The sequence below is a fragment of the Pseudomonas brassicacearum genome (assembly GCF_003732265.1).
GTDB classification, from domain to species: domain Bacteria; phylum Pseudomonadota; class Gammaproteobacteria; order Pseudomonadales; family Pseudomonadaceae; genus Aquipseudomonas; species Aquipseudomonas brassicacearum_D.
In genome coordinates this window covers 203,844-228,479 of the sequence record NZ_MOBK01000006.1, presented here as the reverse complement: position 1 = coordinate 228,479, position 24,636 = coordinate 203,844, and the positions used below count along the sequence as shown (strand labels likewise).

General features: G+C 58.4%; 27 protein-coding genes and 1 pseudogene. 6 read left to right on the top strand and 22 right to left on the bottom strand.

The window, feature by feature from the left end; all coding sequences use genetic code 11:
- Positions 1 to 25: 25 nt before the first annotated feature.
- Complete coding sequence (locus BK660_RS13720; RefSeq protein ID WP_027925011.1) at positions 26 to 952, top strand: LysR family transcriptional regulator; 927 nt, start codon at positions 26 to 28, stop codon at positions 950 to 952.
- Here BK660_RS13720 and BK660_RS13715 read toward each other — a convergent pair.
- The 3 genes from BK660_RS13715 to BK660_RS13705 form a co-directional block, all read right to left on the bottom strand.
- Positions 949 to 1,311 carry a diacylglycerol kinase gene (locus BK660_RS13715; protein ID WP_008010143.1) on the bottom strand — a complete coding sequence of 121 codons (363 nt, stop codon included), beginning with the start codon at positions 1,309 to 1,311 and terminating at the stop codon, positions 949 to 951. The genes BK660_RS13720 and BK660_RS13715 overlap by 4 nt on opposite strands.
- Positions 1,312 to 1,386: 75 nt before the next feature.
- Complete coding sequence (gene erdR / locus BK660_RS13710; RefSeq protein ID WP_123433726.1) at positions 1,387 to 2,037, bottom strand: response regulator transcription factor ErdR; 651 nt, start codon at positions 2,035 to 2,037, stop codon at positions 1,387 to 1,389.
- Between the two features lie 196 nt (positions 2,038 to 2,233).
- Positions 2,234 to 2,992 (bottom strand): tRNA-uridine aminocarboxypropyltransferase, encoded by a 759-nt coding sequence (locus BK660_RS13705; protein ID WP_123433725.1) that lies wholly within the window; start codon positions 2,990 to 2,992, stop codon positions 2,234 to 2,236.
- Positions 2,993 to 3,181: 189 nt separating this feature from the next.
- On the opposite strand from BK660_RS13705, the gene BK660_RS13700 reads away from it, so the two are divergent.
- Positions 3,182 to 3,607: a PA3611 family quorum-sensing-regulated virulence factor gene (locus tag BK660_RS13700; protein WP_123433724.1), complete on the top strand. Its 426-nt coding sequence runs from the start codon at positions 3,182 to 3,184 to the stop codon at positions 3,605 to 3,607.
- On the opposite strand, the gene BK660_RS13695 is transcribed toward BK660_RS13700, so the two are convergent.
- Positions 3,608 to 3,802: a hypothetical protein gene (locus tag BK660_RS13695; protein WP_123433723.1), complete on the bottom strand. Its 195-nt coding sequence runs from the start codon at positions 3,800 to 3,802 to the stop codon at positions 3,608 to 3,610.
- 371 nt (positions 3,803 to 4,173) lie between these two features.
- Here BK660_RS13695 and BK660_RS13690 point away from each other — a divergent pair, with 371 nt between their 5' ends.
- On the top strand, positions 4,174 to 5,292 hold the full coding sequence (locus BK660_RS13690) for an LOG family protein (protein WP_123433722.1): 1,119 nt from the start codon (positions 4,174 to 4,176) through the stop codon (positions 5,290 to 5,292).
- Positions 5,293 to 5,336: 44 nt separating this feature from the next.
- Here the strand turns inward: BK660_RS13690 and recX are convergent, their stop codons facing one another.
- From recX to BK660_RS13655, 7 genes and pseudogenes are all read right to left on the bottom strand, one after another.
- Complete coding sequence (gene recX, locus BK660_RS13685) at positions 5,337 to 5,804, bottom strand: recombination regulator RecX (RefSeq protein WP_123433721.1); 468 nt, start codon at positions 5,802 to 5,804, stop codon at positions 5,337 to 5,339.
- Positions 5,805 to 5,812: 8 nt separating this feature from the next.
- Entirely contained in the window at positions 5,813 to 6,865 is a 1,053-nt protein-coding gene (gene recA / locus BK660_RS13680) for a recombinase RecA (RefSeq protein WP_007907270.1), read from the bottom strand.
- An 83-nt stretch (positions 6,866 to 6,948) separates the two neighbouring features.
- Positions 6,949 to 7,449, bottom strand: a complete 501-nt coding sequence (locus BK660_RS13675) for a CinA family protein (RefSeq protein WP_123434607.1) — start codon at positions 7,447 to 7,449, stop codon at positions 6,949 to 6,951.
- Between the two features lie 74 nt (positions 7,450 to 7,523).
- A pseudogene (locus tag BK660_RS33000) lies at positions 7,524 to 7,649 on the bottom strand (lysis protein); the annotation flags it as partial.
- An 18-nt stretch (positions 7,650 to 7,667) separates the two neighbouring features.
- The gene (locus tag BK660_RS13665) at positions 7,668 to 8,231 is read right to left on the bottom strand and encodes a glycoside hydrolase family 19 protein (protein WP_123433720.1); all 564 of its coding nucleotides are present in this window, start codon (positions 8,229 to 8,231) and stop codon (positions 7,668 to 7,670) included.
- Between the two features lie 128 nt (positions 8,232 to 8,359).
- A complete protein-coding gene (locus BK660_RS13660; protein ID WP_123433719.1) occupies positions 8,360 to 8,707 on the bottom strand; it encodes a phage holin family protein in 348 nt (115 codons plus the stop codon).
- A 496-nt stretch (positions 8,708 to 9,203) separates the two neighbouring features.
- Positions 9,204 to 9,938, bottom strand: coding sequence for a LexA family transcriptional regulator (locus BK660_RS13655; protein ID WP_123434606.1), 735 nt, complete (start codon positions 9,936 to 9,938; stop codon positions 9,204 to 9,206).
- 213 nt (positions 9,939 to 10,151) lie between these two features.
- On the opposite strand from BK660_RS13655, the gene mutS reads away from it, so the two are divergent.
- Both mutS and fdxA read left to right on the top strand, forming a co-directional pair.
- Positions 10,152 to 12,719, top strand: coding sequence for a DNA mismatch repair protein MutS (mutS, locus tag BK660_RS13650; RefSeq protein WP_185045121.1), 2,568 nt, complete (start codon positions 10,152 to 10,154; stop codon positions 12,717 to 12,719).
- A gap of 142 nt (positions 12,720 to 12,861) precedes the next feature.
- On the top strand, positions 12,862 to 13,200 hold the full coding sequence (fdxA, locus tag BK660_RS13645; RefSeq protein ID WP_123433717.1) for a ferredoxin FdxA: 339 nt from the start codon (positions 12,862 to 12,864) through the stop codon (positions 13,198 to 13,200).
- Between the two features lie 472 nt (positions 13,201 to 13,672).
- Here the strand turns inward: fdxA and rpoS are convergent, their stop codons facing one another.
- The 8 genes from rpoS to BK660_RS13605 all read right to left on the bottom strand — a co-directional run bounded on the left by rpoS (position 13,673) and on the right by BK660_RS13605 (position 20,818).
- Positions 13,673 to 14,680: an RNA polymerase sigma factor RpoS gene (gene rpoS, locus BK660_RS13640; protein ID WP_027924998.1), complete on the bottom strand. Its 1,008-nt coding sequence runs from the start codon at positions 14,678 to 14,680 to the stop codon at positions 13,673 to 13,675.
- A gap of 106 nt (positions 14,681 to 14,786) precedes the next feature.
- Complete coding sequence (locus tag BK660_RS13635) at positions 14,787 to 15,644, bottom strand: peptidoglycan DD-metalloendopeptidase family protein (RefSeq protein WP_123433716.1); 858 nt, start codon at positions 15,642 to 15,644, stop codon at positions 14,787 to 14,789.
- Positions 15,645 to 15,855: 211 nt separating this feature from the next.
- Entirely contained in the window at positions 15,856 to 16,491 is a 636-nt protein-coding gene (locus BK660_RS13630) for a protein-L-isoaspartate(D-aspartate) O-methyltransferase (protein WP_172825954.1), read from the bottom strand.
- 41 nt (positions 16,492 to 16,532) lie between these two features.
- Positions 16,533 to 17,282: a 5'/3'-nucleotidase SurE gene (surE, locus tag BK660_RS13625; RefSeq protein WP_123433715.1), complete on the bottom strand. Its 750-nt coding sequence runs from the start codon at positions 17,280 to 17,282 to the stop codon at positions 16,533 to 16,535.
- Positions 17,270 to 18,328, bottom strand: a complete 1,059-nt coding sequence (truD, locus tag BK660_RS13620; RefSeq protein WP_123433714.1) for a tRNA pseudouridine(13) synthase TruD — start codon at positions 18,326 to 18,328, stop codon at positions 17,270 to 17,272. The genes surE and truD overlap by 13 nt, the downstream gene beginning before the upstream one ends.
- Positions 18,325 to 18,798 (bottom strand): 2-C-methyl-D-erythritol 2,4-cyclodiphosphate synthase, encoded by a 474-nt coding sequence (ispF, locus tag BK660_RS13615; RefSeq protein ID WP_008154023.1) that lies wholly within the window; start codon positions 18,796 to 18,798, stop codon positions 18,325 to 18,327. Before ispF ends, truD begins: the two co-directional genes overlap by 4 nt.
- Before the next feature lie 53 nt (positions 18,799 to 18,851).
- Positions 18,852 to 19,697 (bottom strand): S-formylglutathione hydrolase, encoded by an 846-nt coding sequence (fghA, locus tag BK660_RS13610; protein WP_123433713.1) that lies wholly within the window; start codon positions 19,695 to 19,697, stop codon positions 18,852 to 18,854.
- 8 nt (positions 19,698 to 19,705) lie between these two features.
- Positions 19,706 to 20,818 (bottom strand): S-(hydroxymethyl)glutathione dehydrogenase/class III alcohol dehydrogenase, encoded by a 1,113-nt coding sequence (locus tag BK660_RS13605; protein ID WP_123433712.1) that lies wholly within the window; start codon positions 20,816 to 20,818, stop codon positions 19,706 to 19,708.
- 107 nt (positions 20,819 to 20,925) lie between these two features.
- On the opposite strand from BK660_RS13605, the gene BK660_RS13600 reads away from it, so the two are divergent.
- Complete coding sequence (locus BK660_RS13600; RefSeq protein ID WP_123433711.1) at positions 20,926 to 21,822, top strand: LysR substrate-binding domain-containing protein; 897 nt, start codon at positions 20,926 to 20,928, stop codon at positions 21,820 to 21,822.
- A gap of 148 nt (positions 21,823 to 21,970) precedes the next feature.
- Here BK660_RS13600 and ispD read toward each other — a convergent pair whose 3' ends face one another.
- From ispD to eno, 3 genes are all read right to left on the bottom strand, one after another.
- Positions 21,971 to 22,678 carry a 2-C-methyl-D-erythritol 4-phosphate cytidylyltransferase gene (gene ispD, locus BK660_RS13595; RefSeq protein ID WP_123433710.1) on the bottom strand — a complete coding sequence of 236 codons (708 nt, stop codon included), beginning with the start codon at positions 22,676 to 22,678 and terminating at the stop codon, positions 21,971 to 21,973.
- Positions 22,675 to 22,953 (bottom strand): cell division protein FtsB, encoded by a 279-nt coding sequence (ftsB, locus tag BK660_RS13590; protein ID WP_027924988.1) that lies wholly within the window; start codon positions 22,951 to 22,953, stop codon positions 22,675 to 22,677. The genes ispD and ftsB overlap by 4 nt, the downstream gene beginning before the upstream one ends.
- A gap of 328 nt (positions 22,954 to 23,281) precedes the next feature.
- Entirely contained in the window at positions 23,282 to 24,571 is a 1,290-nt protein-coding gene (gene eno / locus BK660_RS13585; RefSeq protein WP_046029212.1) for a phosphopyruvate hydratase, read from the bottom strand.
- Positions 24,572 to 24,636 lie beyond the last annotated feature (65 nt).

The window sequence follows — 24,636 nt, the reverse complement described above, 5'->3', positions numbered from 1 at the left end:
GATAAGGGTTATCGGTTATATCGATATGCGATTTACTCTCCGTCAACTTCAAGTATTCGTCGCCGTCGCCCAGCAGGAAAGCGTATCCCGTGCTGCAGGCCTGCTCAACCTTTCGCAATCGGCGGCGAGCACCTCGATCACCGAACTGGAGCGCCAGTCCAGCTGCCAGCTGTTCGACCGCGCCGGCAAACGGCTGAGCCTTAACGCCCTCGGCAAACAGCTGCTGCCCCAAGCCGTGGCCCTGCTCGATCAGTCCAAGGAAATCGAAGACCTGCTCAACGGCAAGTCCGGTTTCGGCTCATTGGCGGTCGGCGCGACCCTGACCATCGGCAATTACCTGGCCACCCTGCTGATCGGCAGCTTTATGCAGCGTCACCCGGAAAGCCAGGTGAAGCTGCACGTACAGAACACTGCCAATATCGTGCAACAAGTCGCCCACTACGAAATTGATCTGGGTCTAATTGAAGGCGACTGCAGCCATCCGGACATCGAAGTGCAGAGCTGGGTCGAGGATGAGCTGGTGGTGTTCTGCGCACCGCAGCATCCATTGGCCAAACGCGGCATCGCGACCATGGAAGAGCTTAGTCACGAGGCGTGGATATTACGCGAGCAAGGCTCTGGCACGCGGCTGACCTTCGACCAGGCCATGCGTCACCATCGCAGCTCGCTGAATATCCGCCTCGAACTGGAACACACCGAAGCGATCAAGCGCGCGGTGGAGTCAGGATTGGGGATTGGGTGTATTTCACGGCTGGCACTGCGCGATGCGTTCCGCCGTGGCAGCCTGGTGCCGGTGGAGACACCGGATCTGGACCTGGCGCGGCAGTTCTACTTCATCTGGCACAAACAGAAATATCAGACGTCGGCGATGCGCGAGTTCCTCGATCTGTGCCGCGCTTTCACCGCAGGGGTTCAGCGCAGCGACGAGATCGTTCTGCCGAACATCGCTTAAAGCAGAATCACCGCCCAGACCAGCGCGATCATGCTCAGCGCCACGAATTGAGCAGCGCTGCCCATGTCCTTGGCGTTCTTGGACAGCGGGTGCAATTCCAGGGAAATGCGGTCGATGGCCGCTTCCACCGCCGAATTCAGCAACTCGACGATCAGCGCCAACAGGCAGACAGCGATTAACAGCGCCTGCTCGACACGGCTGACGTTCAAGAAGAACGACAGCGGAATCAGGATGACGTTGAGCAACACCAGTTGGCGAAAGGCCGCTTCGCCGGTGAAGGCTGCGCGCAGGCCATCCAGCGAATAACCGGAGGCATTGAGGATACGCTTGAGGCCGGTTTGGCCTTTGAAAGGTGACATAGAGTGGGCAACTGACCAGATAGGAATGGGAACGCTAGATCAAGCAAAGTCAAAATAGCGTGAACATGTAGCCGTTTAGTGGCTCGAAATTGACTCAAGTTGTTGCAAGAGCAACGCAGCCTGGGTCCGGGTCCGCACATTCAGCTTGCGGAAAATCGCCGTGACATGGGCTTTGATCGTTGCTTCGGAGACACTCAGCTCGTAAGCAATCTGTTTGTTCAGCAAGCCTTCGCAGACCATGGTCAACACCCGGAATTGCTGGGGTGTCAGGCTCGCGAGGCCCTCGCTGGCGGCCTTTGCTTCATCGGAAACGCTGACCGATTCAAATGCTTGCGGCGGCCAGAATACGTCGCCGTCCAGCACGGCACGCACCGCTTTCTGGATCACGCTCAGGTCGCTGGATTTTGGAATGAACCCACTGGCGCCGAACTCACGGGACTTGACCATGATCGACGCTTCTTCCTGCGCGGACACCATCACCACCGGAATTTGCGGGTACTGACCGCGCAACAGCACGAGCCCGGAAAAACCGTAGGCACCGGGCATGTTCAAGTCCAGCAGCACCAGATCCCAATCGGATTTTTCATCCAGGCGGGCTTCCAGTTCGGCAATGCTCGCCACTTCCACCAGACGAACATCCGGGCCCAGGCCCAGGGTCAAGGCCTGATGCAGCGCGCTACGAAACAGCGGGTGATCATCGGCAATCAGGATTTCGTATGTGGCCATTTTTCAAATGATCCTGTTTTTCAAACGACTCAAGGCACAGCCACGGAGCTGCACCAACGGGGCACGTTCAACGCCAATAACAGCTAAAAACGGCGTATCAAACCTGGCCGCGCCCCAATCGGCGCCAAGCATGCCCAGCGAAGACTGGGTGGTCAAGGTGCATGGGCAGTACAGTTCTTTGCAGTATGGGCGACAATCAGCAGATGGCTGGGGCCGAGCTTTGCACGAAGGGCATCAGTTCGGCATGAGCGGGCGTGGCGACGTTCATGTCCAGCTGACGTTTCGCGTCCAGATAATGCTGGCTGAACACGTCGAAATAAGCGTCCAGCGCCGATGCCGCGGCGCTATCCCCCGCCAGATCGAGACACAGTGCAGCCACTTCGGCGGTGCACAAATGCTCGCTGCGGGTCGACCTGCGCAATCGGTATCGAGACAGTTTCTCGGGCAGCAGGCTCAGGATCGGCAAGCGATCAAAATAAGGGCTCTTGCGGAAAATCTTCCGGGCTTCTGTCCAGGTGGCGTCCAGCAGAATAAACAGCGGACGCTTCGAACTGTCCGTGTCGACCGTATTGGTGACACGTTCAGGCTCGACGTATTCACCCGGAAACACCAGATACGGCTGCCACTGCGGGTCGGCCAGCAGCGCCAACAATTGTTCATCAACCTCGGTGCGCGACCAGATAAACGCATGGTTGTCGCGTACCACGTCGGCAATCAGCCAACCGGTGTTGCTCGGTTTGAATACTTCCTTGTTGGTCATGATCAGGCACACGCCGGAACGCGCCTCGACTTGCGGGCGCCAGGCGCACAGACAATGACTCTCGATGACACGGCAGGAACGGCAACGCGGCGCCCTCCAGCCTCGGGCCTGAATCGGCTTGATCCCCTCTTCTTCTCGAGAATCGCGCAAGCGGGCCACGGCGTTGGCAGCAAAGGGCGAAATGGCAGGGTTCATCGCAGGCAGCGCCGGCAGAAGGAGGAAATCGACACGAAAAGCACTCGGCTGGGCAAAAAGTGCCGCCAGTTTATCAGAGCAGCCGGCGCAAGCCTGTACCGTCCGGAGCGTGTCCCCTATAATTCGCCGCCACTGAACGCACAGTCATGTGACGGGTCGAAGCACCAGTCACTGAACCAGGAGAGTTTCATGCTGCGCCTTATCGTTCCCACCGCTGCCATTCTGCTGGCGTCGTCCTTCAGCGCTCAGGCTGCGTCCTTGAGTGAGCAGAATCTCAACAGAGAACTGCAAAACGTCGCAGCCCAAAGCAGCGTCGGCACGCCACGGGCAATCAACGAAGACATTCTCGATCAGGGTTACACCGTCGACGGCAAGCAACTGATCAACCACCTGAGCGTGCAAAAGAGCCACGCCGACAAGATGCGTGCGGACCCTAAAGCCGTGTATTTCCAGTTGGGCGCCTCGGTTTGCAACAACCCGTCGTACCGCAAGCTGATGGCCAAGGGCGCGATCATGCGTTACGACTTCACGGAAGTGAAAACCAACAAGGCGATCGGCTCCGCCAGCTATCAGGAATCGGACTGCCCGAAAGCGGCTCCAGCCAAGAAAAAGTAATCACCCGGATTTGGCGCGCCGCTGTTCATCCTCGGCGCGCAGTTCTGCCAGCAATGCCTGCAAGTAATGTGACCGTCGCTCGGTTCCCTCCAGGCGTCGGCAGCACTCCTCTTCGAGACTCAAATGATGAGTCTCGGCTGATGACTTGAGCAATCGATACAGCTGCGTATCGATCTCCAGAATCACTCTGGCCATAACATCCCGCCTCCCTGCTCCTCGCCCTGCTTGAGCGAAAAATCCTTCAACTCTTTGAACCGCGCGTCCTGCCTTCGACGCAAAGTTGTCGTGTCGCACCTGTAGCTTAGTAAATCAGAGCGCCAGACACTCGGCGTGCGTTCAGACGAGCGGTGAAATCACCTTGCAAATCGTCAATAAGCGGTTGCCAGGAAAGACTTTGCGGCGCAATGATCAAGCCAGCGCAAATCTCTGCGAGGGTCTAGATTCATAGTGTTCACCTTCACTTTTCCGGGCTGGAAAGGGGCCGCCCGCGACGCGTCTTGTTGTACCAATTGTGCGAATGTTTCCTGCTTCAAGGGAAAACACAGCCTGTATGGAAGGAGAAATTGATGCCTTACCAACCGAATGACCTGCTAAGCCGTCATTTTGAAGAAAGCGGCCACGACCTCACCAGCAAGGTCGAAGAACAACTCAACCTGGTTTCACCCAACAGCCCCAACATCCCCATCTACCGCGACATGATCCTGACCGTGCTGCGCATGGCCCAGGAAGATCACAACCGCTGGAATGCCAAGATCACCCTTCAAGCCCTGCGCGAACTGGAGCACGCCTTCCGTGTACTCGAGCAGTTCCGCGGCCGGCGTAAAGTCACCGTGTTTGGCTCGGCCCGAACACCGATCGAACACCCGCTGTATGGTCTGGCCCGAGAACTGGGCGCGGCGCTGGCGCGCTCGGATCTGATGGTCATCACTGGCGCTGGTGGCGGCATCATGGCGGCGGCGCACGAAGGGGCCGGCAGGGATCACAGCCTGGGCTTCAACATCACCCTGCCCTTCGAGCAACATGCCAACCCCACCGTGCATGGCACCGCCAACCTGTTGCCCTTCCACTTCTTTTTCACCCGCAAGCTGTTCTTCGTCAAGGAAGCGGATGCGCTGGTCCTGTGCCCAGGCGGTTTCGGCACCCTGGATGAGGCGCTGGAAGTACTGACACTGATTCAGACCGGCAAAAGCCCATTGGTGCCGGTGGTATTACTGGACGCGCCGGGCGGCAAGTTCTGGCAAGGTGCGCTGGACTTCATCCACCATCAATTGGAGGAAAATCGCTACATCCTGCCGACCGACATGAAGCTTGTGAGCCTGGTCTACAGTGCTGAAGAAGCGGTGGAACAGATCAACCAGTTCTACAGCAACTTCCACTCCAGCCGCTGGCTCAAGCATCAGTTTGTGATTCGCATGAACCACACGCTCAGTGAGCAAGCGCTCGATCACATGCAGGAGGCATTTGCCGATCTGTGCCTGAGCGATCGCTTCCATCAGCACGCCTACAGCGGCGAAGAGCACGATGAAGCGCAGTTCAGCCACCTGGCGCGACTGGCCTTCAACTTCAACGCGCGTAATCATGGTCGCCTGCGTGAACTGGTGGACTATATCAACCTGCCGGGAAACTGGGCACAGTCCAACCCCCAAACGCAGCAGCGCACGCGCAAACCCTCCAAGGTAACGTGAGGCAAAAAAAATGGCCCGCCATCGAAATAGCGGGCCATTTTTTATCAATCATCCATTCCCCGGCCACTGAACAAGCGGCTGATCATCTCCATGGAGTATCCCCGATAACTCAGGAAGCGCCCCTGCTTGGCGCGCTCCCTGGCGTCTATTGGCAGATGCCCGGAAAATTTACGCCGCCAAGTATCCTCCAGTTGCTCCTGCCAGTTGATACCGCTCTCGCGCAACGCGAGTTCGATATCGGCACGTTGCAGGCCGCGCTGGCCAAGCTCCTCGCGAATACGCAAAGGGCCGTAACCGGAACGGGCACGATAGGAAACAAAGCTTTCGAGGTAACGGGATTCGGACAACAGGCCCTCTTGCGTCAAGCGGTCGAGTGCTGTGTCGATCATCTCAGGGAGGGCGCCGCGCTGACGCAGTTTACGCGTCAGCTCGACTCGACCGTGCTCGCGTCGCGCGAGCAGGTCCATTGCAGTTCGCCGCACCGCGACGAGTGTATCGAGTACGGCAGTCATCGGATCAATCAGATATCAGCGTCAGCCAGGTCATCAGCCGTCTCTTTGACTGGCGATGCTTTGACGTCCGGTGCCGGGGTCAGCAGTTTGTCACGCAGCTGCTTCTCGAGCTTCGCGGCGATTTCCGGATTGTCTGCCAGGAACTTGGCCGAGTTGGCCTTACCCTGACCGATCTTGGTACCTTCATAGGCATACCAGGCACCGGACTTCTCGACGAAACCGTGCAGCACGCCCAGGTCGATCATCTCGCCATTGAGGTAGATGCCCTTGCCGTAAAGGATCTGGAACTCGGCCTGACGGAACGGCGAAGCCACTTTGTTCTTCACGACTTTGACGCGGGTTTCACTGCCGACGACTTCATCACCTTCTTTCACCGCGCCAGTACGACGGATGTCCAGACGAACCGACGCGTAGAACTTCAGCGCGTTACCACCAGTGGTGGTTTCCGGGCTGCCGAACATCACGCCGATTTTCATACGGATCTGGTTGATGAAGATCACCAGGCAGTTGGCGTTCTTGATGTTACCGGTGATTTTGCGCAGCGCCTGGGACATCAGACGGGCTTGCAGGCCGACGTGCATGTCGCCCATTTCGCCTTCGATTTCTGCCTTTGGCACCAGAGCGGCCACGGAGTCGACGATGATCACGTCAACGGCATTGGAACGCACCAGCATGTCGGTGATTTCCAGGGCCTGCTCGCCGGTGTCCGGCTGGGAAACCAGCAGGTCGTCGACGTTGACGCCCAGTTTGCCGGCGTACTCAGGATCAAGGGCGTGTTCGGCATCGACGAATGCGCAGGTCGCGCCGGCTTTTTGAGCCTGGGCGATCACGGACAGTGTCAGTGTGGTTTTACCGGAGGATTCAGGACCGTAGATTTCAACGATTCGGCCTTTTGGCAGGCCGCCAATGCCGAGCGCGATGTCCAGACCCAGAGAGCCAGTGGAAATAGCCGGGATCGCCTGACGGTCCTGATCGCCCATACGCATTACGGCACCCTTGCCGAATTGACGTTCGATCTGACCCAGGGCCGCAGCCAAGGCTTTCTTCTTGTTGTCGTCCATTAAAGTCCTCACGTAATCAATAAGGCCTGACGGCCAACACCTGTATAAGTAGCCAGTATTATTCCACAGCGATTCAGGATCGCCTACCCCTGATTTGAGATTTCTGTGGCGGCATGTCGCAGCAACCCCTCTAGCGCGGCCTTCACCGTTTGTCGGCGGACTTCGTCGCGGTTGCCAGGGAAGTGCTGCACCTCGCTGAACACCTGCTCACCGACGCCCCAAGCCAGCCAGACTGTGCCCACCGGCTTGCTCGCAGAGCCGCCATCCGGCCCCGCCACACCGCTGACCGCCACGGCAAAATGCGCCCGGCTCTGTTCCTGGGCGCCGCGGACCATTGCCTCGACCACCTCGCGACTGACCGCCCCCACCGTCGTAAACAACTCGAGCGGCACGTTCAATTGCTGGGTTTTCTGCCGGTTGGAGTAGGTGACATATCCAGCCTCGAACCACGCCGAACTCCCCGGAATACGGGTGATCGCCTCGCTAATCCCCCCGCCCGTGCAGGATTCGGCGGCCGTGACGTGGGCATTGAGCACCTGCAAGCGTCTGCCCAGTTCAGCGGCCAGTTGGGTGATTTCTTTCACGGTCATCTCCTGAGCGAGCGGAAGCGGAATGAGAACTACCGTACACGAGCGTATCGCGCTTGCAAGGCGCAGGATCAATCAAGATGTGAGGGCGCAAGGGCTCTGATATAGGCCTGACAAGCCTGCAAGGCAATCAGTCCACGGTCCCCGGTGTCGGTGATGACGACAATTCGTTGAGCATGCGCCGGGGCAAGTACCGCCAATAACCCGCCAAGCGATCAGACCGAAGGCTGGCACAGCACCGCCCTCGCCCGAGCCCAGAGTTGCAGACGATCCTGCAAGCCGTTTAGCCCGCCATTGATGCGTCGGGTGATGCTGTTGAACTGGTCGTGATCGGCGAGTTCGTTAAGGCCGTTCTGCGCCCAGAACCAGGCCGCTGACTCGGCGGCCCATTGGGGTTTTTCCAACAGTTGCGGAATAAACAGCAAGCGATCATCGCCGAACAATCCAAGACTGCATTGGCGGTAGTTATCGCGGCCGGTGATCTGGATCAGGCCACGGCCGCGGTACTTTTGACCATCACCATCCTGCGCGGGCGAGTTACCCAAGCGAGAGGCCAAGGCACCGGTGTCGTATTTGCTCAGATAGTGGTCAGCGCCAAGTTCACGAACGTATTGCAGTTGCCCGGACTCATGGCCGACTTGCGCGAGGAAGACGGCGATACGTTTCGGGGTATTGATGTTGAAACGAGCCATGGCGGCATTGAGCGCAGAAATGAAAACGCCCGTTTGGACGCGGGCGTTGGGCATGATTTTTAGCAGTTGCCCATCGGTTAGCGGCATAAAAGGTCCTCGGTCAATAAACCGTTTATGGTGGATTTGAATGAACGGCACTGGCCGTGGGAGACCTGCGTCCTTGCAGGCCGGATGCCGGTCGGCACCACTGTTCGCCAATCCATTGGGCTTGAGTTTCAGCGATCCTGATGGGTGTCACGCGGGGGCACATCGCACACATCAATGCGCTTCGAAGCCCAGCGCTCGTAAAGCCCGATGGATACGTCGGCCCCAGCCATCGCTGTCAGGCAGCCAAATGCACAAGCCGCCCAGATCGACACGCCGGCTGCATACAGCAGCATGATGGCCGAGACCCCGCACACCATGCAGGCCCCGGAGCGCAAGGCCAGGCGTCGCAGCAGTGACCAGCCGCGAGCGCCGTCCTTGTCGGCGCGCCACATTTCGCCGGACACCCCACCCACCAGGGCAAGGACGATGACGAGCCAGATTGGCATGTCCAGCAACGCTAGTTGCTCGTTTGTCATGTCACGCCTCCGGGAGTGATTGATGAGTGGTTCTTTAAGCGGTGTTTTCTTGAGGTGCCTGATGGAAGGTAGGCATTCCAAAAAGCCCGGCATCGTTCCGGGCTTTTCAGTAATGCGGTCCTGCGTTGACCTTTCGGCGCTACTGGCGCGGTACGAGTCCATTCATATTGTTTTTCCGACCGCGGTCCCTGCCCGCCGGATAACTGCTTCTGGTGCTTTACGCTGCACACCCGGGTCAGTTGCCAACCCTTTGAACCGTTGAGGCCGGTTCATCGCTGCCTTTGTGGTGGAACCAAGAACTTCGTTTCGAGCTGCTTTGTTGAGCGGCTTGAGACAAAGAATATGCATGGATGCATATACAGTCAATGTACAAATGCATTTGTTTATGCATTTAGAATGCATTGGTGCATGAAAGCCCCACGAACAAAGGCTCAGGCGGTTTTTGACAGGCGGAAAAAAACCCGCTCGATGGCGGGTTTATCTGTAGGTGGCGAGGTTAGCGGGCGTACATGCCCCACCAGAAGACGTGACCGAGGATGACAATCTGCTCTTCCTGGATTTCCTGGAAGGTGTAGTCCTCGTCCGGGTGCTCATCGCGATTGAAGCTGCGCAGGCGGATACCGGTCGGCAGGCGATAGAGCTGCTTCACTCGCAATTGGCCGTTATGGTTGATCGCATAAAGGTCGCCATCAACGATGTCGCCAATCCCGCACTTGCCGGCGTTCACGCCAACGGTGGCGCCATCGCGCAGCACCGGCAACATGCTGTTGCCGCGCACCGTCACGCATTTGGCCTGGTCGAACTGCACGCCGTTGTGGCGCAAGCTGCGCTTGCCGAAGCGCAGGCTAGAGCGCTCGCTCTCTTCGATGACGAATCTTCCTGATCCAGCAGCCAATTCAACCTCGCGAAGAAAGGGGACCGATACCTCGTCGTCATCGACGGGGGTATCGTCGTCCCACAGACTTATGTCCTTGAGTTCGGAATGCACTTCATCGCGCGCGGCATGGGCGGCAGGCGCAACATCGGCACGGCCACGCAACTGATCGGTGCTCACGGCGAAGTACTCGGCGATCTTCGAGATGTGCTTATCCGAAGGATCGACGATCTTCCCGCTGAGGATCCGCGAGAGTGTGGATTGAGGCACGCCGGTGCGACGGTGAAGCTCCGTGGGGGAGATCCCGTGTTGATCGAGCAGTGCTCTTAAGACGGTAGAAACGTTGCGTTTTTGCATAACGCGCATAGTGCTTGTTCTTTTCGCCGAAAACAAATGCTGTTTTGCATAGCTCGTGCATATCCGGTGGAAATGTGCCGTGGGGCTTTCATGCCTGCGTCGGGCGGACCGCCCATGGTAATCTTGCGCCCATCGCGGAAAAGCCGGGCCGATGCCCCTCCTTTTGCCCTACATCTTTCAACGAGTCTTCCTGAATTTCCGATGAATAAAGCCATCTCCGATCTGTCTTCCCACACGCCGATGATGCAGCAGTACTGGCGCCTGAAGAACCAGCACCCTGACCAGTTGATGTTCTACCGCATGGGTGACTTCTACGAGATCTTCTACGAAGACGCGAAGAAGGCCGCCAAGTTGCTGGACATCACCCTGACTGCTCGTGGGCAGTCGGCGGGGCAAGCGATTCCGATGTGTGGGATTCCTTACCACGCCGCGGAAGGTTACCTGGCGAAACTGGTCAAGCTCGGCGAGTCGGTGGTGATTTGTGAGCAGGTCGGTGATCCGGCGACCAGTAAAGGGCCGGTGGATCGTCAGGTGGTGCGGATCATCACGCCGGGCACGGTCAGTGATGAAGCGCTGCTGGATGAGCGTCGGGACAACCTGATTGCTGCCGTGCTGGGGGACGAGCGTCTGTTCGGCCTGGCCGTGCTGGACATCACCAGTGGCAATTTCACGGTGCTGGAAATCAAGGGTTGGGAAAACCTGCTGGCGGAGCTGGAGCGGGTCAATCCGGTCGAGCTGATGATCCCGGACGATTGGCCGAAGGATCTGCCGGCGGAAAAACGTCGTGGGGTTCGTCGCCGTGCACCGTGGGATTTCGAGCGAGATTCGGCGCTGAAAAGTCTGTGCCAACAGTTTTCGACTCAAGACCTTAAAGGTTTTGGCTGCGAGAACCTGACCCTGGCCATCGGCGCTGCCGGTTGCCTGCTCAGCTACGCCAAGGAAACCCAGCGCACCGCCCTGCCGCATTTGCGCAGCCTGCGTCATGAGCGTCTGGATGACACTGTGGTGCTGGATGGCGCGAGCCGTCGCAACCTGGAACTGGACACCAACCTGGCCGGTGGTCGCGACAACACCCTGCAATCGGTAGTCGATCGCTGCCAAACCGCCATGGGCAGCCGCTTGCTGACCCGTTGGTTGAACCGTCCGCTGCGGGATTTGACCGTGTTGCTGGCGCGTCAGACCTCGATCACCTGCCTGCTCGACGGCTACCGCTTCGAGAAACTGCAACCGCAGCTCAAGGAAATCGGCGACATCGAGCGGATTCTGGCGCGGATCGGCCTGCGCAATGCCCGCCCTCGCGACCTCGCTCGTCTGCGCGATGCTCTGGGCGCTTTGCCTGAGTTGCAAGTGGCAATGACCGAGCTGGAAGCGCCGCACATCATTCAACTGGCCAAGACCACCAGCACCTACCCGGAACTGGCGGCGCTGCTGGAAAAAGCCATCATCGACAACCCGCCTGCGGTGATCCGTGACGGCGGCGTGTTGAAGACCGGTTACGACAGCGAACTCGACGATCTGCAATCGCTCAGCGAAAACGCCGGGCAGTTCCTGATTGATCTGGAAGCACGCGAGAAAGCCCGCACCGGTCTGTCGCACCTGAAGGTCGGTTACAACCGCATTCACGGCTACTTCATTGAGTTGCCGAGCAAACAGGCCGAGTCGGCGCCGGCCGACTACATCCGCCGCCAGACGCTGAAAGGTGCCGAGCGTTTCATCACGCCGGAACTCAAGGCGTTCGAGGACAAGGCTCTGTCGGCCAAGAGCCGTGCCCTGGCCCGCGAGAAGATGCTTTACGAAGCGCTGCTCGAAGACCTGATCGCCCAATTGCCACCACTGCAGGACACCGCCGCGGCGCTGGCCGAACTGGACGTACTGAGCAACCTCGCCGAACGCGCGCTGAACCTCGACCTGAACTGCCCGCGCTTCGTCGACGAGCCTTGCATGCGCATCACCCAAGGTCGTCACCCGGTGGTCGAGCAAGTGCTGAGCACGCCGTTTGTGGCCAACGACCTGAGCCTTGACGACAACACGCGCATGCTGGTAATCACCGGTCCAAACATGGGCGGTAAATCCACCTACATGCGTCAGACCGCGTTGATCGTGTTGCTCGCGCACATCGGCAGCTTCGTGCCGGCGGCCAGTTGCGAACTGTCCCTGGTGGACCGGATTTTCACCCGGATCGGTTCCAGCGATGACCTGGCGGGGGGCCGTTCGACCTTCATGGTTGAAATGAGCGAAACCGCGAACATTTTGCACAACGCCACCGAACGCAGCCTGGTGCTGATGGACGAAGTCGGTCGCGGCACCAGCACCTTCGATGGTCTGTCCCTGGCCTGGGCGGCTGCCGAGCGACTGGCGTATTTGCGCGCTTACACGCTGTTCGCGACCCACTACTTCGAGCTGACGGTACTGCCGGAGGCGCAACCGCTAGTGGCCAACGTTCACCTCAATGCCACCGAGCACAACGAACGCATCGTGTTCCTGCACCACGTGTTGCCTGGGCCTGCCAGCCAGAGTTACGGCCTGGCCGTAGCGCAATTGGCCGGCGTGCCGAGCGAAGTGATTGTGCGTGCTCGCGAACACTTGGGTCGCCTGGAAGCCACCGCCCTGCCCCATGAAATGCCTGCGCCTGCCAAGGGCAAACCGGCCGCGCCGCAGCAAAGCGACATGTTCGCCAGCCTGCCGCACCCGGTGCTGGATGAATTGACCAAGCTCAATCTGGATGACATGACGCCGCGCCGTGCGCTCGAAATGCTCTATACACTAAAGAACCGGATCTAACGCACTTGCCTGCAAGCTGTTAGAATCTCGCGCGGTTTGGGATGCTGCTGGCTAATAGCCTGGCCAGCAGACTATCGCTCCCGAACCTGGCGACCCCAACGTGAAGGGGCTCCGCTGCCGCCGCCTGAGGAGAAAATTAGAAATGACCTTCGTCGTCACCGACAACTGCATCAAGTGCAAGTACACCGACTGCGTAGAAGTGTGTCCGGTGGACTGCTTTTACGAAGGCCCGAACTTCCTGGTGATTCACCCGGATGAGTGCATCGACTGCGCACTGTGCGAACCAGAATGCCCTGCCGTGGCCATCTTCTCCGAAGATGAAGTGCCAGCAGAAATGCAGGAATTCATTCAACTGAACGTTGAGCTGGCTGAAATTTGGCCGAATATCACCGAGAAAAAAGACTCGATGCCTGACGCTGAAGAGTTTGATCGTGTCATCAACAAATCCGTAGGCCCCAAGCTCAAAGACCTCGAACGCTGATTTCCCCCGCGTTCCCGAAAAGGCCCTTAGCGGGCCTTTTTTGCTTTTCTACAGGCAAAAAAAGGGGCGGTTTGACCCGCCCACATTTTTTCCCTATTCCCTGTATTCCTTTTCATCGTCCTGATGAATCGCTTCCTGCGATGTCCGTTCCCTCTTCCTTGAAGGGCGTGTCTGTCCGTCGACACAGTTCAGATATTAGAGAGTTCCCAGCCAGGCGCAATTGACCGGGATCGCCAAAAACGCTTGTCATATGCTTTTAACAAGAACAAATATCCATATAAATCATCAAGATAGAAACTACAATGTAGGAAGATGGACGACGACTGCCGTGTAAAAATAACGAACACTTACGAAAGAGTAAGCAAAGACTTACAGCGCAAGACTACAAACCCGCGGCAATCCCCGCCCACTTTGCAGGCAATAAAAAACCCCGAGTCAGTCGGGGTCTTTTACTACCGGTTGAACCGATCGCTTATTGAAACAGCGACTCGCTCGACAGGCCGTTTTTCTCGAGAATCTCCCGAAGACGCTTCAGGCCTTCTACCTGAATCTGTCTGACTCGTTCCCGGGTCAGGCCGATCTCCAGGCCTACGTCTTCAAGCGTGCTGCTCTCGTGACCGCGCAGGCCAAAGCGACGCACCACCACTTCGCGTTGCTTGTCGGTCAGCTCCGACAGCCACTGATCGATGCTTTGGGACAGATCATCGTCCTGCAGCAGTTCACACGGGTCGGTTGGTCGGTCATCAGTCAGGGTGTCCAGCAGGGTTTTATCCGAATCCGGACCCAGCGAGACGTCGACCGAAGAGACCCGCTCGTTCAAGCCGAGCATGCGCTTGACCTCGCCCACTGGTTTTTCCAGCAGGTTGGCGATTTCTTCGGGTGAGGGTTCGTGATCGAGTTTTTGCGTCAGCTCCCGTGCGGCCCGCAGGTACACGTTCAGCTCCTTGACCACATGGATCGGCAACCGGATGGTCCGGGTCTGATTCATGATCGCGCGCTCGATGGTCTGACGAATCCACCAGGTTGCGTAGGTCGAAAAGCGGAAGCCGCGTTCGGGGTCGAACTTCTCCACTGCCCGGATCAGGCCGAGGTTGCCCTCTTCGATCAGGTCCAGCAGCGACAGCCCACGATTGACGTAACGCCGGGCGATTTTAACCACCAGCCGCAGGTTGCTTTCAATCATGCGCTTGCGCCCGGCCGGATCGCCACTTTGCGACAAGCGCGCAAAATGAACTTCTTCTTCCGGGGAGAGCAATGGGGAAAAGCCGATTTCATTGAGGTACAGCTGCGTGGCATCGAGTGCCCGCGTGTAATCAATGTACTTGTGCTGTTTTAACGAAGCGGAGTGTTTGGATTTAGCACGAACGGAAGGTGGAGCTGCCCCTTCATCATTCGACATCGAATCCGTGGCGATGCCGGTCTCCATCAGGAGAACCTCATCGTCGATGTCAAACTCCGGCACTTCTTTACTGAGAGCCATTGTTATAGTCCTTTGGTGAGTTCGACCTCAAGCTCGAGCGGCGCCTTTATCCTTGGCAACGCTGGAGCCTGTTCCCTCTACGTGACGGAACAGGCTGGCTAACAAATCAACGACGTGGCAGGAATTGCAGCGGATCTACAGGTTTACCTTGGCGGCGAATCTCAAAATGCAGTTTCACCCGGTCTGTACCCGTTGACCCCATTTCGGCAATTGTCTGTCCGACTTTGACCTGCTGCCCCTCCCGAACCAACAGCCTGCGGTTATGTCCGTAGGCACTGACGTAGGTTTCGCTGTGTTTGATGATGACTAATTCGCCGTAGCCCCTTAAGCCACTCCCGGCGTATACCACCGTCCCATCAGACGCAGCTAAAACAGGCTGTCCCAAATCTCCGGCGATATCAATTCCTTTATTCAAACTACCGTTTGAGGAGAATTTTCCAATCAGAATGCCATTAGATGGCCATCCCCAGCCGGTCGGGGCCGGGCCGGCTGGAGGCAGTGGAGCGGGTGCAGGTTTGTTGGCGACGGACGGTGCAACCACCGTAGTACTGGTGGTTGCGCCATTCGGCTGGCGCCGGATTACCGTGGTTTTCAGCGACGACGAAGGTGTTGAATCGGTAGTACTGCTCACCGCTGTCGGCGTTGATCCGGTGCGACCATCGAAGCGAATTATCTGACCCGGATGGATCGTATAGGGTGTAGGAATATTGTTCCGTGCTGCGAGGGCTTTGTAGTCCCAGCCGTAGCGAAAAGCGATCGAGAACAGGGTGTCTTTTGGCCGAACGACATACTGGCCCGTCGTCGTTGCCGGACGCTGGGGGGCCGCGTTGTTGCGATCGACGACGCCGACGTTACTCGATTTGGTGCTGGAGCAACCGACCAGCAAGGTGCTCAAGACAAGGCCAGTCACCAGGCGCTGAAAGCTCGTTGTACTCATACGCTGCGCAATGACTGTGAGACTCACCCGCCGCTCCCTTTGTGGTGGCTGAAATTGTGGATTGCCGTGTTCCGGCTCGAGATGTCGCAAGTATAACGGGCCGAACAGGCTTTACCTTTAATGAAGCGAATTCGCTCCGCGCACACGTTTGCTGACTGACGATAAATACCGTTTAACCAATCGATGCCGCTGTAAGACACGGCCAATCGAAGAGAATTCAGCGCGCCAAAACAAATGCTCAGGCCAGTGGCCCGTTGAGCAATGGCACGAATCGCACCGCCCCCAGAACACGTCGGGAAAAGCCGTTTTCTTCGCGGATGATCAGCATCAGTTGCTGCACTTCGCCGGAGCCGACAGGGATGACTAATCGCCCACCCGGAGCCAACTGATCGAGCAGGGCCTGCGGCACATCAGTGGCCACTGCCGTGACGATAATGCCGTTGTAAGGCGCCAGCGCTGGCCAGCCCTCCCAACCATCGCCCCAACGAAACACCACGTTGCGCAGGTTCAACTCGACCAGGCGTTCCTTGGCCCGATCCTGCAAAACCTTGATGCGCTCCACGGAAAACACCCGCTCGACCAGCTGCGACAGCACGGCCGTCTGGTAGCCCGAGCCGGTGCCGATTTCCATCACCTTGTCCAACGGACCTGCTTCCAGCAGTAACTCGCTCATGCGCGCCACCATGTAAGGCTGGGAGATGGTCTGGTTGTGTCCGATCGGCAGCGCCGTGTCTTCGTAAGCGCGATGGGCCAGCGCTTCGTCGACGAACAGGTGACGCGGTGTACGGCGAATGACCTCCAACACTTTGGCGTTGGAAACACCTTCTTCATAAAGACGCTGAATAAGGCGTTCGCGGGTCCGCTGAGAAGTCATGCCGATGCCACGGCGCAGCATATCGTCTTGTTCACGAGACATTAGCGCAGTCCCTCCAGCCAGCCATCGAGACTTCTGAAGGCATCGTTGAAGGTGCGATCCAGTTGCAGCGGAGTGATCGAAACATAGCCCTGCATCACCGCATGGAAATCGGTACCCGGGCCGCCATCTTCAGCATCCCCGGCAGCGGCGATCCAGTAACCGGATTTGCCGCGCGGATCGACCACTTTCATCGGCGCCGCCGCACGGGCGCGATGCCCGAGGCGGGTCAGCTGGATACCGCGGATATGGTCCAGTGGCAAATTGGGAATATTCACATTCAGTACCGTGCGCGGCGGCAGGTCGAGATCGCCATGGGCTTCGACCAGCTTGCGTGCAAAGTAGGCGGCTGTGGGAAGGTTCTCTACTTGTCGTGACACCAACGAAAAGGCAAACGACGGACGCTCGAGGAAACGCCCTTCGAGGGCGGCTGCCACGGTGCCGGAATACAACACGTCATCGCCCAGGTTGGCGCCCAGATTGATTCCCGAGACGACCATGTCCGGCTGGCGCTCCAGCAAGCCATTGAGGCCCAGGTGCACGCAATCGGTGGGTGTGCCGTTCAGGCTGATAAAGCCGTTGGCCAGGGTTTGCGGGTGCAACGGACGGTCGAGCGTCAGCGAGCTGCTGGCGCCGCTTTTGTCCTGGTCCGGGGCGATAACCACGCATTCGGTGTAATCCGCCAGCGCAGCATAAAGCGCGGCGAGACCGGGTGCGGTTACCCCATCGTCGTTAGAAATCAGAATACGCATGGGCTGTCCGTCTGCCCCACCGGCACCAGATCAACAAGCTCGCGCACCAATACGGTGGCAAAGCATCCGGCCGGGAGGACGAATTCCAGTTGCAGAATGTCAGGCTCGGGATAATGCCACGTCAACCCGCCAATGGGCAGCCGCAGGATGCGACGTTCGTGGCTCATACCGGCGTTAATCAACCAATCTCGCAAGTCCGCTTCGCGAGCGGCGATGTCCTGCTCCAGTTCATGGACAACGCCGGTCGCCGGCGAGTCACCTTCGCCCCACTGCGGGCCGGTCGGGTGCAGGTCGAGAATCGCCAGTCGCGGGTCGCTGCACTCCGCTTCACCGGCCGGAAAGAAACTGCGGCTGTCAGTGAAGGCCAGCAGGTCGCCGACCAGGGCTTGCTGCCAGGTACCGTCGGCAACACGCGCCGCCAACACCTGATTGAACAGGAAACTGCGCGCCGTCGAGAGCAGGCGCGAACGCACGTTGCGCTGCTCCGGCAACGCCTTGCGCGCAGCCCAGGCACGGGCATCAACCACGTTGCCGCCGTCAAAGCCGAAACGCTGGGCGCCGAAATAATTGGGAATACCTTGCTTGGCGATCAGCTGCAGTCGCTCTTCAATCGCGGCTTTGTCGCCGGCGAATTGCGTCAAGCGCAACGTGAAGCCATTGGCCGAGTGAGCACCGCGTTGCAACTTGCGTTTGTGCCGACCGGTCTTGAGGATTTTCAGCGTGTCGTTTTCCGCCGCCGACAAATCGGGATCAGCCTTGCCCGGCAACTGCACGCTGAACCATTGGCGTGTCAGGGCCTGACGGTCCTTGAGCCCGGCATAGCTGACCGTGCGCAATGGCACGCCCGCGGCCTTGGCGATCCGCCGTGCCGCTTCTTCGGTATTCAGGCCGCGTTTTTCCACCCAGATCCACAGGTGTTCGCCATCACCGCTGAGGGGGATGTTGAGCACTTCATCGACCTGGAAATCTTCTGCCGTGGCTTTCAGAACAGCGGTGCCGAGTGCGTCACCATAGGCCCGTGGGCCGAGCAATTGCGATTCGTTCATGCGCGCAGCAACAAGGCAACAGAGTGCACGGCAATGCCTTCTTCGCGACCGACAAAGCCAAGCTTTTCGGTGGTGGTAGCTTTCACGTTCACTTGATCCAACTCAACTTGAAGATCCGCGGCAATCAGCGCGCGCATCGATTCGATATGCGGGGCCATTTTCGGCGCTTGGGCAACGATGGTGTTATCGACGTTGCCAACTTTCCAGCCCTTGGCGTGGATCAGTGCGACGACGTGACGCAACAGCACACGGCTGTCGGCGCCCTTGTAGGTCGGGTCGGTGTCCGGGAAATGTTTGCCGATATCACCCAGCGCGGCCGCGCCGAGCAAGGCATCGCTCAAGGCGTGCAGCAGGACGTCACCGTCGGAGTGAGCGAGCAGCCCGAAGCCGTGTGCAATGCGCACGCCGCCCAGAGTAATGAAATCGCCTTCAGCGAAACGGTGCACATCATAGCCGTGGCCAATACGCATAAAAAAACGCCCCGATTTTTGTCAGGGCGTGATTCTACCTGCTTTGTCGAACATTAGGCGCCTAGAGCGCGCGCATGATGTTGCAAGTGTTCGTCGATAAAACTGGCGATGAAGAAATAGCTGTGGTCGTAGCCCGGCTGCAGGCGCAACGTCAGCGGATGACCGGCCAATTTTGCGGCCTGTTGCAAGGCTTCATGCTTGAGCTGGGTGGCGAGGAAATCATCACGATCGCCTTGGTCCACCAGCAGCGGCAGCTTCTCGTCAGCCTCGGCGATCAGCGCGCAAGCATCCCATTCGCGCCACTTCGAACGGTCTTCGCCGAGGTAACGAGAGAAGGCCTTCTGACCCCACGGGCAGTCCATCGGATTGTTGATCGGCGAGAACGCCGACACCGACTGATAACGCCCCGGATTACGCAACGCACAAACCAGCGCACCGTGGCCGCCCATGGAGTGACCGCTGATGCCGCGCTTGTCCGAGGCAGGGAAATGGGCTTCGACCAATGCGGGCAATTCCTGCACGACATAGTCGTGCATCCGATAGTGCCGGGACCAGGGTTCCTGCGTGGCATTAAGATAGAACCCGGCACCCAGGCCGAAGTCCCAGGCACCGTCCGGATCACCCGGCACATCAGGACCGCGCGGGCTGGTGTCCGGTGCGACGATGATCAAGCCCAGCTCGGCAGCCATGCGCAGGGCGCCGGCCTTGTGCATGAAGTTTTCGTCGGTGCAGGTCAGGCCGGATAACCAGTACAACACCGGCAGTTTGCCGCCCTGCTCCGCTTGCGGCGGCAGGTACACGGCAAACACCATGTCGCAGCCGAGCACGTCGGAACGGTGCCGGTAACGTTTGTGCCAGCCGCGGAAGCTTTTCTGGCAGGAGATATTTTCCAGGCTCATGACCGACCTCAGAAATGGATGACGGAACGGATGCTCTTGCCTTCATGCATCAGGTCGAACGCCGTGTTGATGTCTTCCAGGCCCATGGTGTGGGTGATGAACGTGTCCAGCGGGATTTCGCCGGTCTCGGCCATTTCGACGTAGCTTGGCAACTCGGTGCGGCCACGCACGCCGCCGAACGCCGAACCGCGCCAGACGCGACCGGTGACCAGCTGGAATGGACGGGTGGAAATTTCCTGGCCGGCACCGGCAACACCAATGATCACCGACTCGCCCCAGCCTTTGTGGCAGCACTCAAGGGCGGCGCGCATCAATTGCACATTGCCGATGCACTCGAAGGAAAAGTCGACGCCGCCATCGGTCATGTCGACGATGACTTCCTGGATCGGACGGTCGAAGTCTTTCGGGTTCACACAGTCGGTTGCACCCAGTTGCTTGGCGATCTCGAATTTGGCCGGGTTGATGTCGATGGCAATGATGCGTGCAGCCTTGGCTTTTACCGCGCCAATCACCGCCGACAGACCAATGCCGCCGAGGCCGAAAATGGCCACGGTATCACCCGGTTTCACCTTGGCCGTATTGAGCACCGCGCCGATGCCGGTGGTGACACCGCAGCCCAGCAGGCAGACTTTTTCCAGTGGCGCTTCTTTAGCAATTTTGGCGACGGAAATTTCCGGCAACACGGTGTATTCGGAAAACGTCGAAGTGCCCATGTAGTGGAAAATCGGCTGGCCCTTGTAGGAAAAGCGCGAAGTGCCATCCGGCATCAGGCCTTTGCCCTGGGTCGCACGAATCGCCTGACACAAGTTGGTTTTGCCCGACAGGCAGAATTTGCACTGGCGGCATTCCGGGGTGTACAGCGGGATCACATGATCGCCGACTGCCACCGAGGTCACGCCCTCGCCGATCGCTTCAACCACCGCGCCACCTTCGTGACCGAGGATCGACGGGAAGATACCTTCCGGATCAGCACCAGACAGCGTGTAGGCATCGGTATGGCAGACACCGGAGGCAACCACACGCAACAGGACTTCGCCGGCCTTGGGCATGGCGACATCGACTTCGACGATCTCGAGGGGTTTCTTGGCCTCGAAGGCAACGGCAGCGCGCGACTTGATCATGTGGATTCTCCAGTGAATAAAAACGAGACAGGAAGTGTAATACACGGCCTTACGGTGAATAATCAGGTCAAAAGCAAAACATTATTGCCACACAGGGATAATCCACAATGGCCGAAAGCCGCTGGGAAGGGATCGACGAATTCGTCGCCGTGGCTGAATGCAGTCAATTTACGGCCGCAGCGGAACGTCTTGGGGTTTCTTCCTCCCATATCAGTCGACAAATCGTACGCCTTGAAGAGCGCCTGCAAACTCGTTTGCTGTACCGCAGCACCCGCCGGGTCACGCTGACCGAAGCCGGGCAAACCTTCCTGCAACATTGCCAGCGCCTGCAAGACGGTCGCGAAGAAGCCTTGCGCGCAGTGGGCGACTTGACCAGCGAACCCAAAGGCATGCTGCGCATGACGTGTGCCGTGGCGTACGGCGAGCGCTTCATCGTGCCGCTGGTGACGCGTTTCATGGGGCTTTACCCGCAGCTGCGTGTCGACATCGAACTGAGCAACCGCCCGCTTGACCTGGTGCACGAAGGCCTGGATTTGGCTATTCGCCTTGGACGTCTACAGGATTCGCGATTGGTTGCTACACGTCTGGCACCACGACGCATGTACCTGTGCGCCTCGCCGTCTTACCTGGAACGCTATGGCCGGCCGCACAGCTTGTCGGAACTGAGCCGCCACAACTGCCTCATTGGCAGCTCGGACATGTGGCAGCTGGAACAGAACGGACGGGAATTTTCGCAGCGGGTCCAGGGAAACTGGCGCTGCAACAGTGGGCAAGCGGTGCTGGATGCGGCACTACAGGGCGTGGGGTTGTGTCAGCTGCCGGATTATTACGTGCTGGAGCATTTGAAAAGCGGCGAATTGATTTCGTTGCTGGAAGCGCATCAACCGCCTAACACCGCAGTGTGGGCGCTTTATCCGCAGCAGCGGCATCTGTCGCCGAAGGTGCGAAAGTTGGTGGATTATTTGAAGGAGGGGTTGGCTGAGCGGCCGGAGTATCGGAGCTGAAGTATGCTTCAGTGCCAGTTTTGTTGACTGAGCTACCGCTTTCGCGAGCAAGCCCGCTCCCACATTTAACCGAGTGTCTTCAGAAAGAACGCGGTCGAATGTGGGAGCGGGCTTGCTCGCGAAAGGAATCTGCCAGACACCACAGCAGTCAGCGGCGATTAGCCCAACGCTGACGAAGCCATTCGAGATCTTCAGGACGCGTAACCTTGAGGTTATCGGACCGGCCTTCGATCAGGCGTGGCGCCAGACCCGACCACTCCATGGCCGACGCCTCATCAGTAATAACCGCATCCGCCACAAGGCTGTCCGCCAACGCCCGATGCAAGGCGCCAAGGCGAAACATCTGCGGCGTGTAAGCCTGCCAAATCACACTGCGATCCACGGTTTCAACCACACGCCCCTGCTTGTCGACCCGCTTGAGCGTGTCGCGCGCCGGAACCGCCAGTAATCCGCCGACCGGATCATCAGCCAGCTCAGCCAGCAACTTGTCCAGATCATCACGACTCAGATTCGGCCGCGCAGCATCGTGCACCAATACCCAATCTTCATCATCAGCACCCAACGCATGCAAATGCAGCAACGCATTCAGCACCGACCCGGAACGCTCGGCACCGCCGTCAACCCGCTGAATTCGTGCATCACCAGCACAGGCCAGGTTTGGCCAATAAGGATCGTCAACAGCAAGACTGACCACCAACCCTTTCAGGGACGGGTGATCAAGGAAACAGCCGAGGCTGTGTTCGAGAATAGTGCGCCCGCCCAGTTGCAAGTATTGCTTGGGACGGTCTGCGGCCATACGGGCACCGACGCCCGCGGCAGGAATCACGGCCCAGAAGGCCGGTAATGAGGAGTTCATCGAGCCAACTGGTAAAGGGTTTCACCGTCCTTGACCATGCCCAACTCATGGCGAGCCCGCTCTTCGACGGTCTCCATGCCTTTTTTCAACTCGCCGACTTCGGCGTCCATGACCCGATTGCGCTCCAGCAACCCTTCGTTCTCTGCTTGTTGATCCTTGATCTGCTGAGTCAGCTCAGCCACTTGCGCAAGACTGCCATTACCCACCCACAGGCGGTATTGCAGGCCAGCCAGCAACAAGAGCAAGACGAGGAACAACCAATTGGGACTGCGCATCGAATATCAGGTTTCCAGTGAAAAAAGACAGCCATGCAAAAACATTGAAGCTTCTGATAGCACGAAGCCTGGAAAATCCAGGCTTGTGCTTATAAGGCATCAGATTAGTGGCAAATTCATCGCTGTAGCGATTTTTCCGACACAATCCGGTGTCTTTTTACCATGCAGTGCCGTGCCTCACCAATACGCGCCTTTTTGACGAGTGACTGTTGTTGTCAGACAAGGCGCCGCGACGAGTCATAGCTGGCTATGGCGAGGAGCGGCAACGCAGTATGACGACAACAGGCACCGTCAAAAAGGCGCAGTATTGGCGAGGCACGGCACTCTATCAACCGCGGAACTCGCTGCGGCCGTTGTACTTGGCTTTGCCATTCAACTGCTCTTCGATACGCAGCAGTTGGTTGTACTTGGATACGCGGTCGGAACGGCACAGGGAACCGGTCTTGATCTGGCCAGCCGAGGTGCCCACAGCCAGGTCGGCGATGGTCGAATCTTCGGTTTCGCCGGAGCGGTGCGAGATCACGGCGGTGTAACCAGCGGCCTTGGCCATCTGGATGGCTTCCAGGGTTTCGGTCAGGGTGCCGATCTGGTTGAACTTGATCAGGATCGAGTTGGCGATCTTTTTATCGATGCCTTCTTTCAGGATCTTGGTGTTGGTCACGAACAGGTCGTCGCCTACCAGCTGGGTCTTCTCGCCGATCTTGTCGGTGAGGATTTTCCAGCCAGCCCAGTCGGACTCGTCCAGGCCATCTTCGATCGAGATGATCGGATAACGCTCGGTCAGGCCTTTGAGGTAGTCAGCGAAACCTTCGGCGGTGAACACCTGGCCTTCGCCGGACAGATTGTATTTACCGTCTTCGTAGAACTCGCTCGCCGCGCAGTCCAGAGCCAGGGTCACGTCGGTGCCCAGCTTGTAACCGGCGTTGGCCACCGCTTCGGAGATCACTTTCAAAGCGTCTTCGTTGGAGGCCAGGTTCGGCGCGAAACCACCTTCGTCACCGACAGCAGTGCTCAGGCCACGGGCCTTCAGCACAGCTTTGAGGTGATGGAAAATTTCGGTGCCCATGCGCAGGCCTTCCGAGAAAGACTTGGCGCCAACCGGCTGAACCATGAATTCCTGAATGTCGACGTTGTTATCGGCGTGCTCGCCACCGTTGATGATGTTCATCATCGGAACCGGCATCGAGTAAACACCCGGGGTGCCGTTCAGGTTGGCGATGTGAGCGTACAGCGGCAGGTCCTGGTCCTGTGCTGCTGCCTTGGCCGCAGCCAGGGAAACGGCGAGGATCGCGTTGGCGCCCAGGGAGCCTTTGTTTTCGGTACCGTCGAGCTTGATCATCGCGTGATCCAGCGCTTTCTGGTCGCTTGGGTCCATGCCTTTCAACAGGTCACGGATCGGACCGTTGATGTTGGCCACGGCCTTCAGAACGCCCTTGCCCAGGTAACGGCTCTTGTCGCCATCACGCAGCTCGAGTGCTTCACGCGAGCCAGTGGAAGCACCGGACGGCGCGCAGGCGCTGCCGATGATGCCGTTATCGAGAAGCACGTCCGCTTCCACGGTGGGATTGCCACGGGAGTCGAGAACTTCACGACCTTTGATGTCGACGATTTTTGCCATTGTTGTAAACACTCCAAAGTTGACGAAAACGACGCAGCTAGAGGAAATCTTTTACCGTCGGCAAG

Excerpts from the sequence above, each read along its gene's own strand:
- BK660_RS13630 (WP_172825954.1), bottom strand. The coding sequence starts at position 16,491 with ATGACTTCTCAGCGGACCCGCGAACGCCTTATTCAGCGTCTTTATGAA.
- BK660_RS13660 (WP_123433719.1), bottom strand. The coding sequence starts at position 8,707 with ATGACAAACGAGCAACTAGCGTTGCTGGACATGCCAATCTGGCTCGTC.
- recX (WP_123433721.1), bottom strand. The coding sequence starts at position 5,804 with ATGACTGCCGTACTCGATACACTCGTCGCGGTGCGGCGAACTGCAATG.
- BK660_RS13605 (WP_123433712.1), bottom strand. The coding sequence starts at position 20,818 with ATGATCAAGTCGCGCGCTGCCGTTGCCTTCGAGGCCAAGAAACCCCTC.
- ispD (WP_123433710.1), bottom strand. The coding sequence starts at position 22,678 with ATGAACTCCTCATTACCGGCCTTCTGGGCCGTGATTCCTGCCGCGGGC.
- BK660_RS13720 (WP_027925011.1), top strand. The coding sequence starts at position 26 with ATGCGATTTACTCTCCGTCAACTTCAAGTATTCGTCGCCGTCGCCCAG.
- recA (WP_007907270.1), bottom strand. The coding sequence starts at position 6,865 with ATGGACGACAACAAGAAGAAAGCCTTGGCTGCGGCCCTGGGTCAGATC.
- surE (WP_123433715.1), bottom strand. The coding sequence starts at position 17,282 with ATGCGTATTCTGATTTCTAACGACGATGGGGTAACCGCACCCGGTCTC.
- rpoS (WP_027924998.1), bottom strand. The coding sequence starts at position 14,680 with ATGGCTCTCAGTAAAGAAGTGCCGGAGTTTGACATCGACGATGAGGTT.
- fghA (WP_123433713.1), bottom strand. The coding sequence starts at position 19,697 with ATGAGCCTGGAAAATATCTCCTGCCAGAAAAGCTTCCGCGGCTGGCAC.
- BK660_RS13700 (WP_123433724.1), top strand. The coding sequence starts at position 3,182 with ATGCTGCGCCTTATCGTTCCCACCGCTGCCATTCTGCTGGCGTCGTCC.
- truD (WP_123433714.1), bottom strand. The coding sequence starts at position 18,328 with ATGAACGAATCGCAATTGCTCGGCCCACGGGCCTATGGTGACGCACTC.
- ftsB (WP_027924988.1), bottom strand. The coding sequence starts at position 22,953 with ATGCGCAGTCCCAATTGGTTGTTCCTCGTCTTGCTCTTGTTGCTGGCT.
- BK660_RS13665 (WP_123433720.1), bottom strand. The coding sequence starts at position 8,231 with ATGCCGCTAACCGATGGGCAACTGCTAAAAATCATGCCCAACGCCCGC.
- erdR (WP_123433726.1), bottom strand. The coding sequence starts at position 2,037 with ATGGCCACATACGAAATCCTGATTGCCGATGATCACCCGCTGTTTCGT.
- BK660_RS13715 (WP_008010143.1), bottom strand. The coding sequence starts at position 1,311 with ATGTCACCTTTCAAAGGCCAAACCGGCCTCAAGCGTATCCTCAATGCC.
- fdxA (WP_123433717.1), top strand. The coding sequence starts at position 12,862 with ATGACCTTCGTCGTCACCGACAACTGCATCAAGTGCAAGTACACCGAC.
- eno (WP_046029212.1), bottom strand. The coding sequence starts at position 24,571 with ATGGCAAAAATCGTCGACATCAAAGGTCGTGAAGTTCTCGACTCCCGT.
- BK660_RS13705 (WP_123433725.1), bottom strand. The coding sequence starts at position 2,992 with ATGAACCCTGCCATTTCGCCCTTTGCTGCCAACGCCGTGGCCCGCTTG.
- BK660_RS13655 (WP_123434606.1), bottom strand. The coding sequence starts at position 9,938 with ATGCAAAAACGCAACGTTTCTACCGTCTTAAGAGCACTGCTCGATCAA.
- BK660_RS13695 (WP_123433723.1), bottom strand. The coding sequence starts at position 3,802 with ATGGCCAGAGTGATTCTGGAGATCGATACGCAGCTGTATCGATTGCTC.
- BK660_RS13690 (WP_123433722.1), top strand. The coding sequence starts at position 4,174 with ATGCCTTACCAACCGAATGACCTGCTAAGCCGTCATTTTGAAGAAAGC.
- ispF (WP_008154023.1), bottom strand. The coding sequence starts at position 18,798 with ATGCGTATTGGCCACGGCTATGATGTGCACCGTTTCGCTGAAGGCGAT.
- BK660_RS13600 (WP_123433711.1), top strand. The coding sequence starts at position 20,926 with ATGGCCGAAAGCCGCTGGGAAGGGATCGACGAATTCGTCGCCGTGGCT.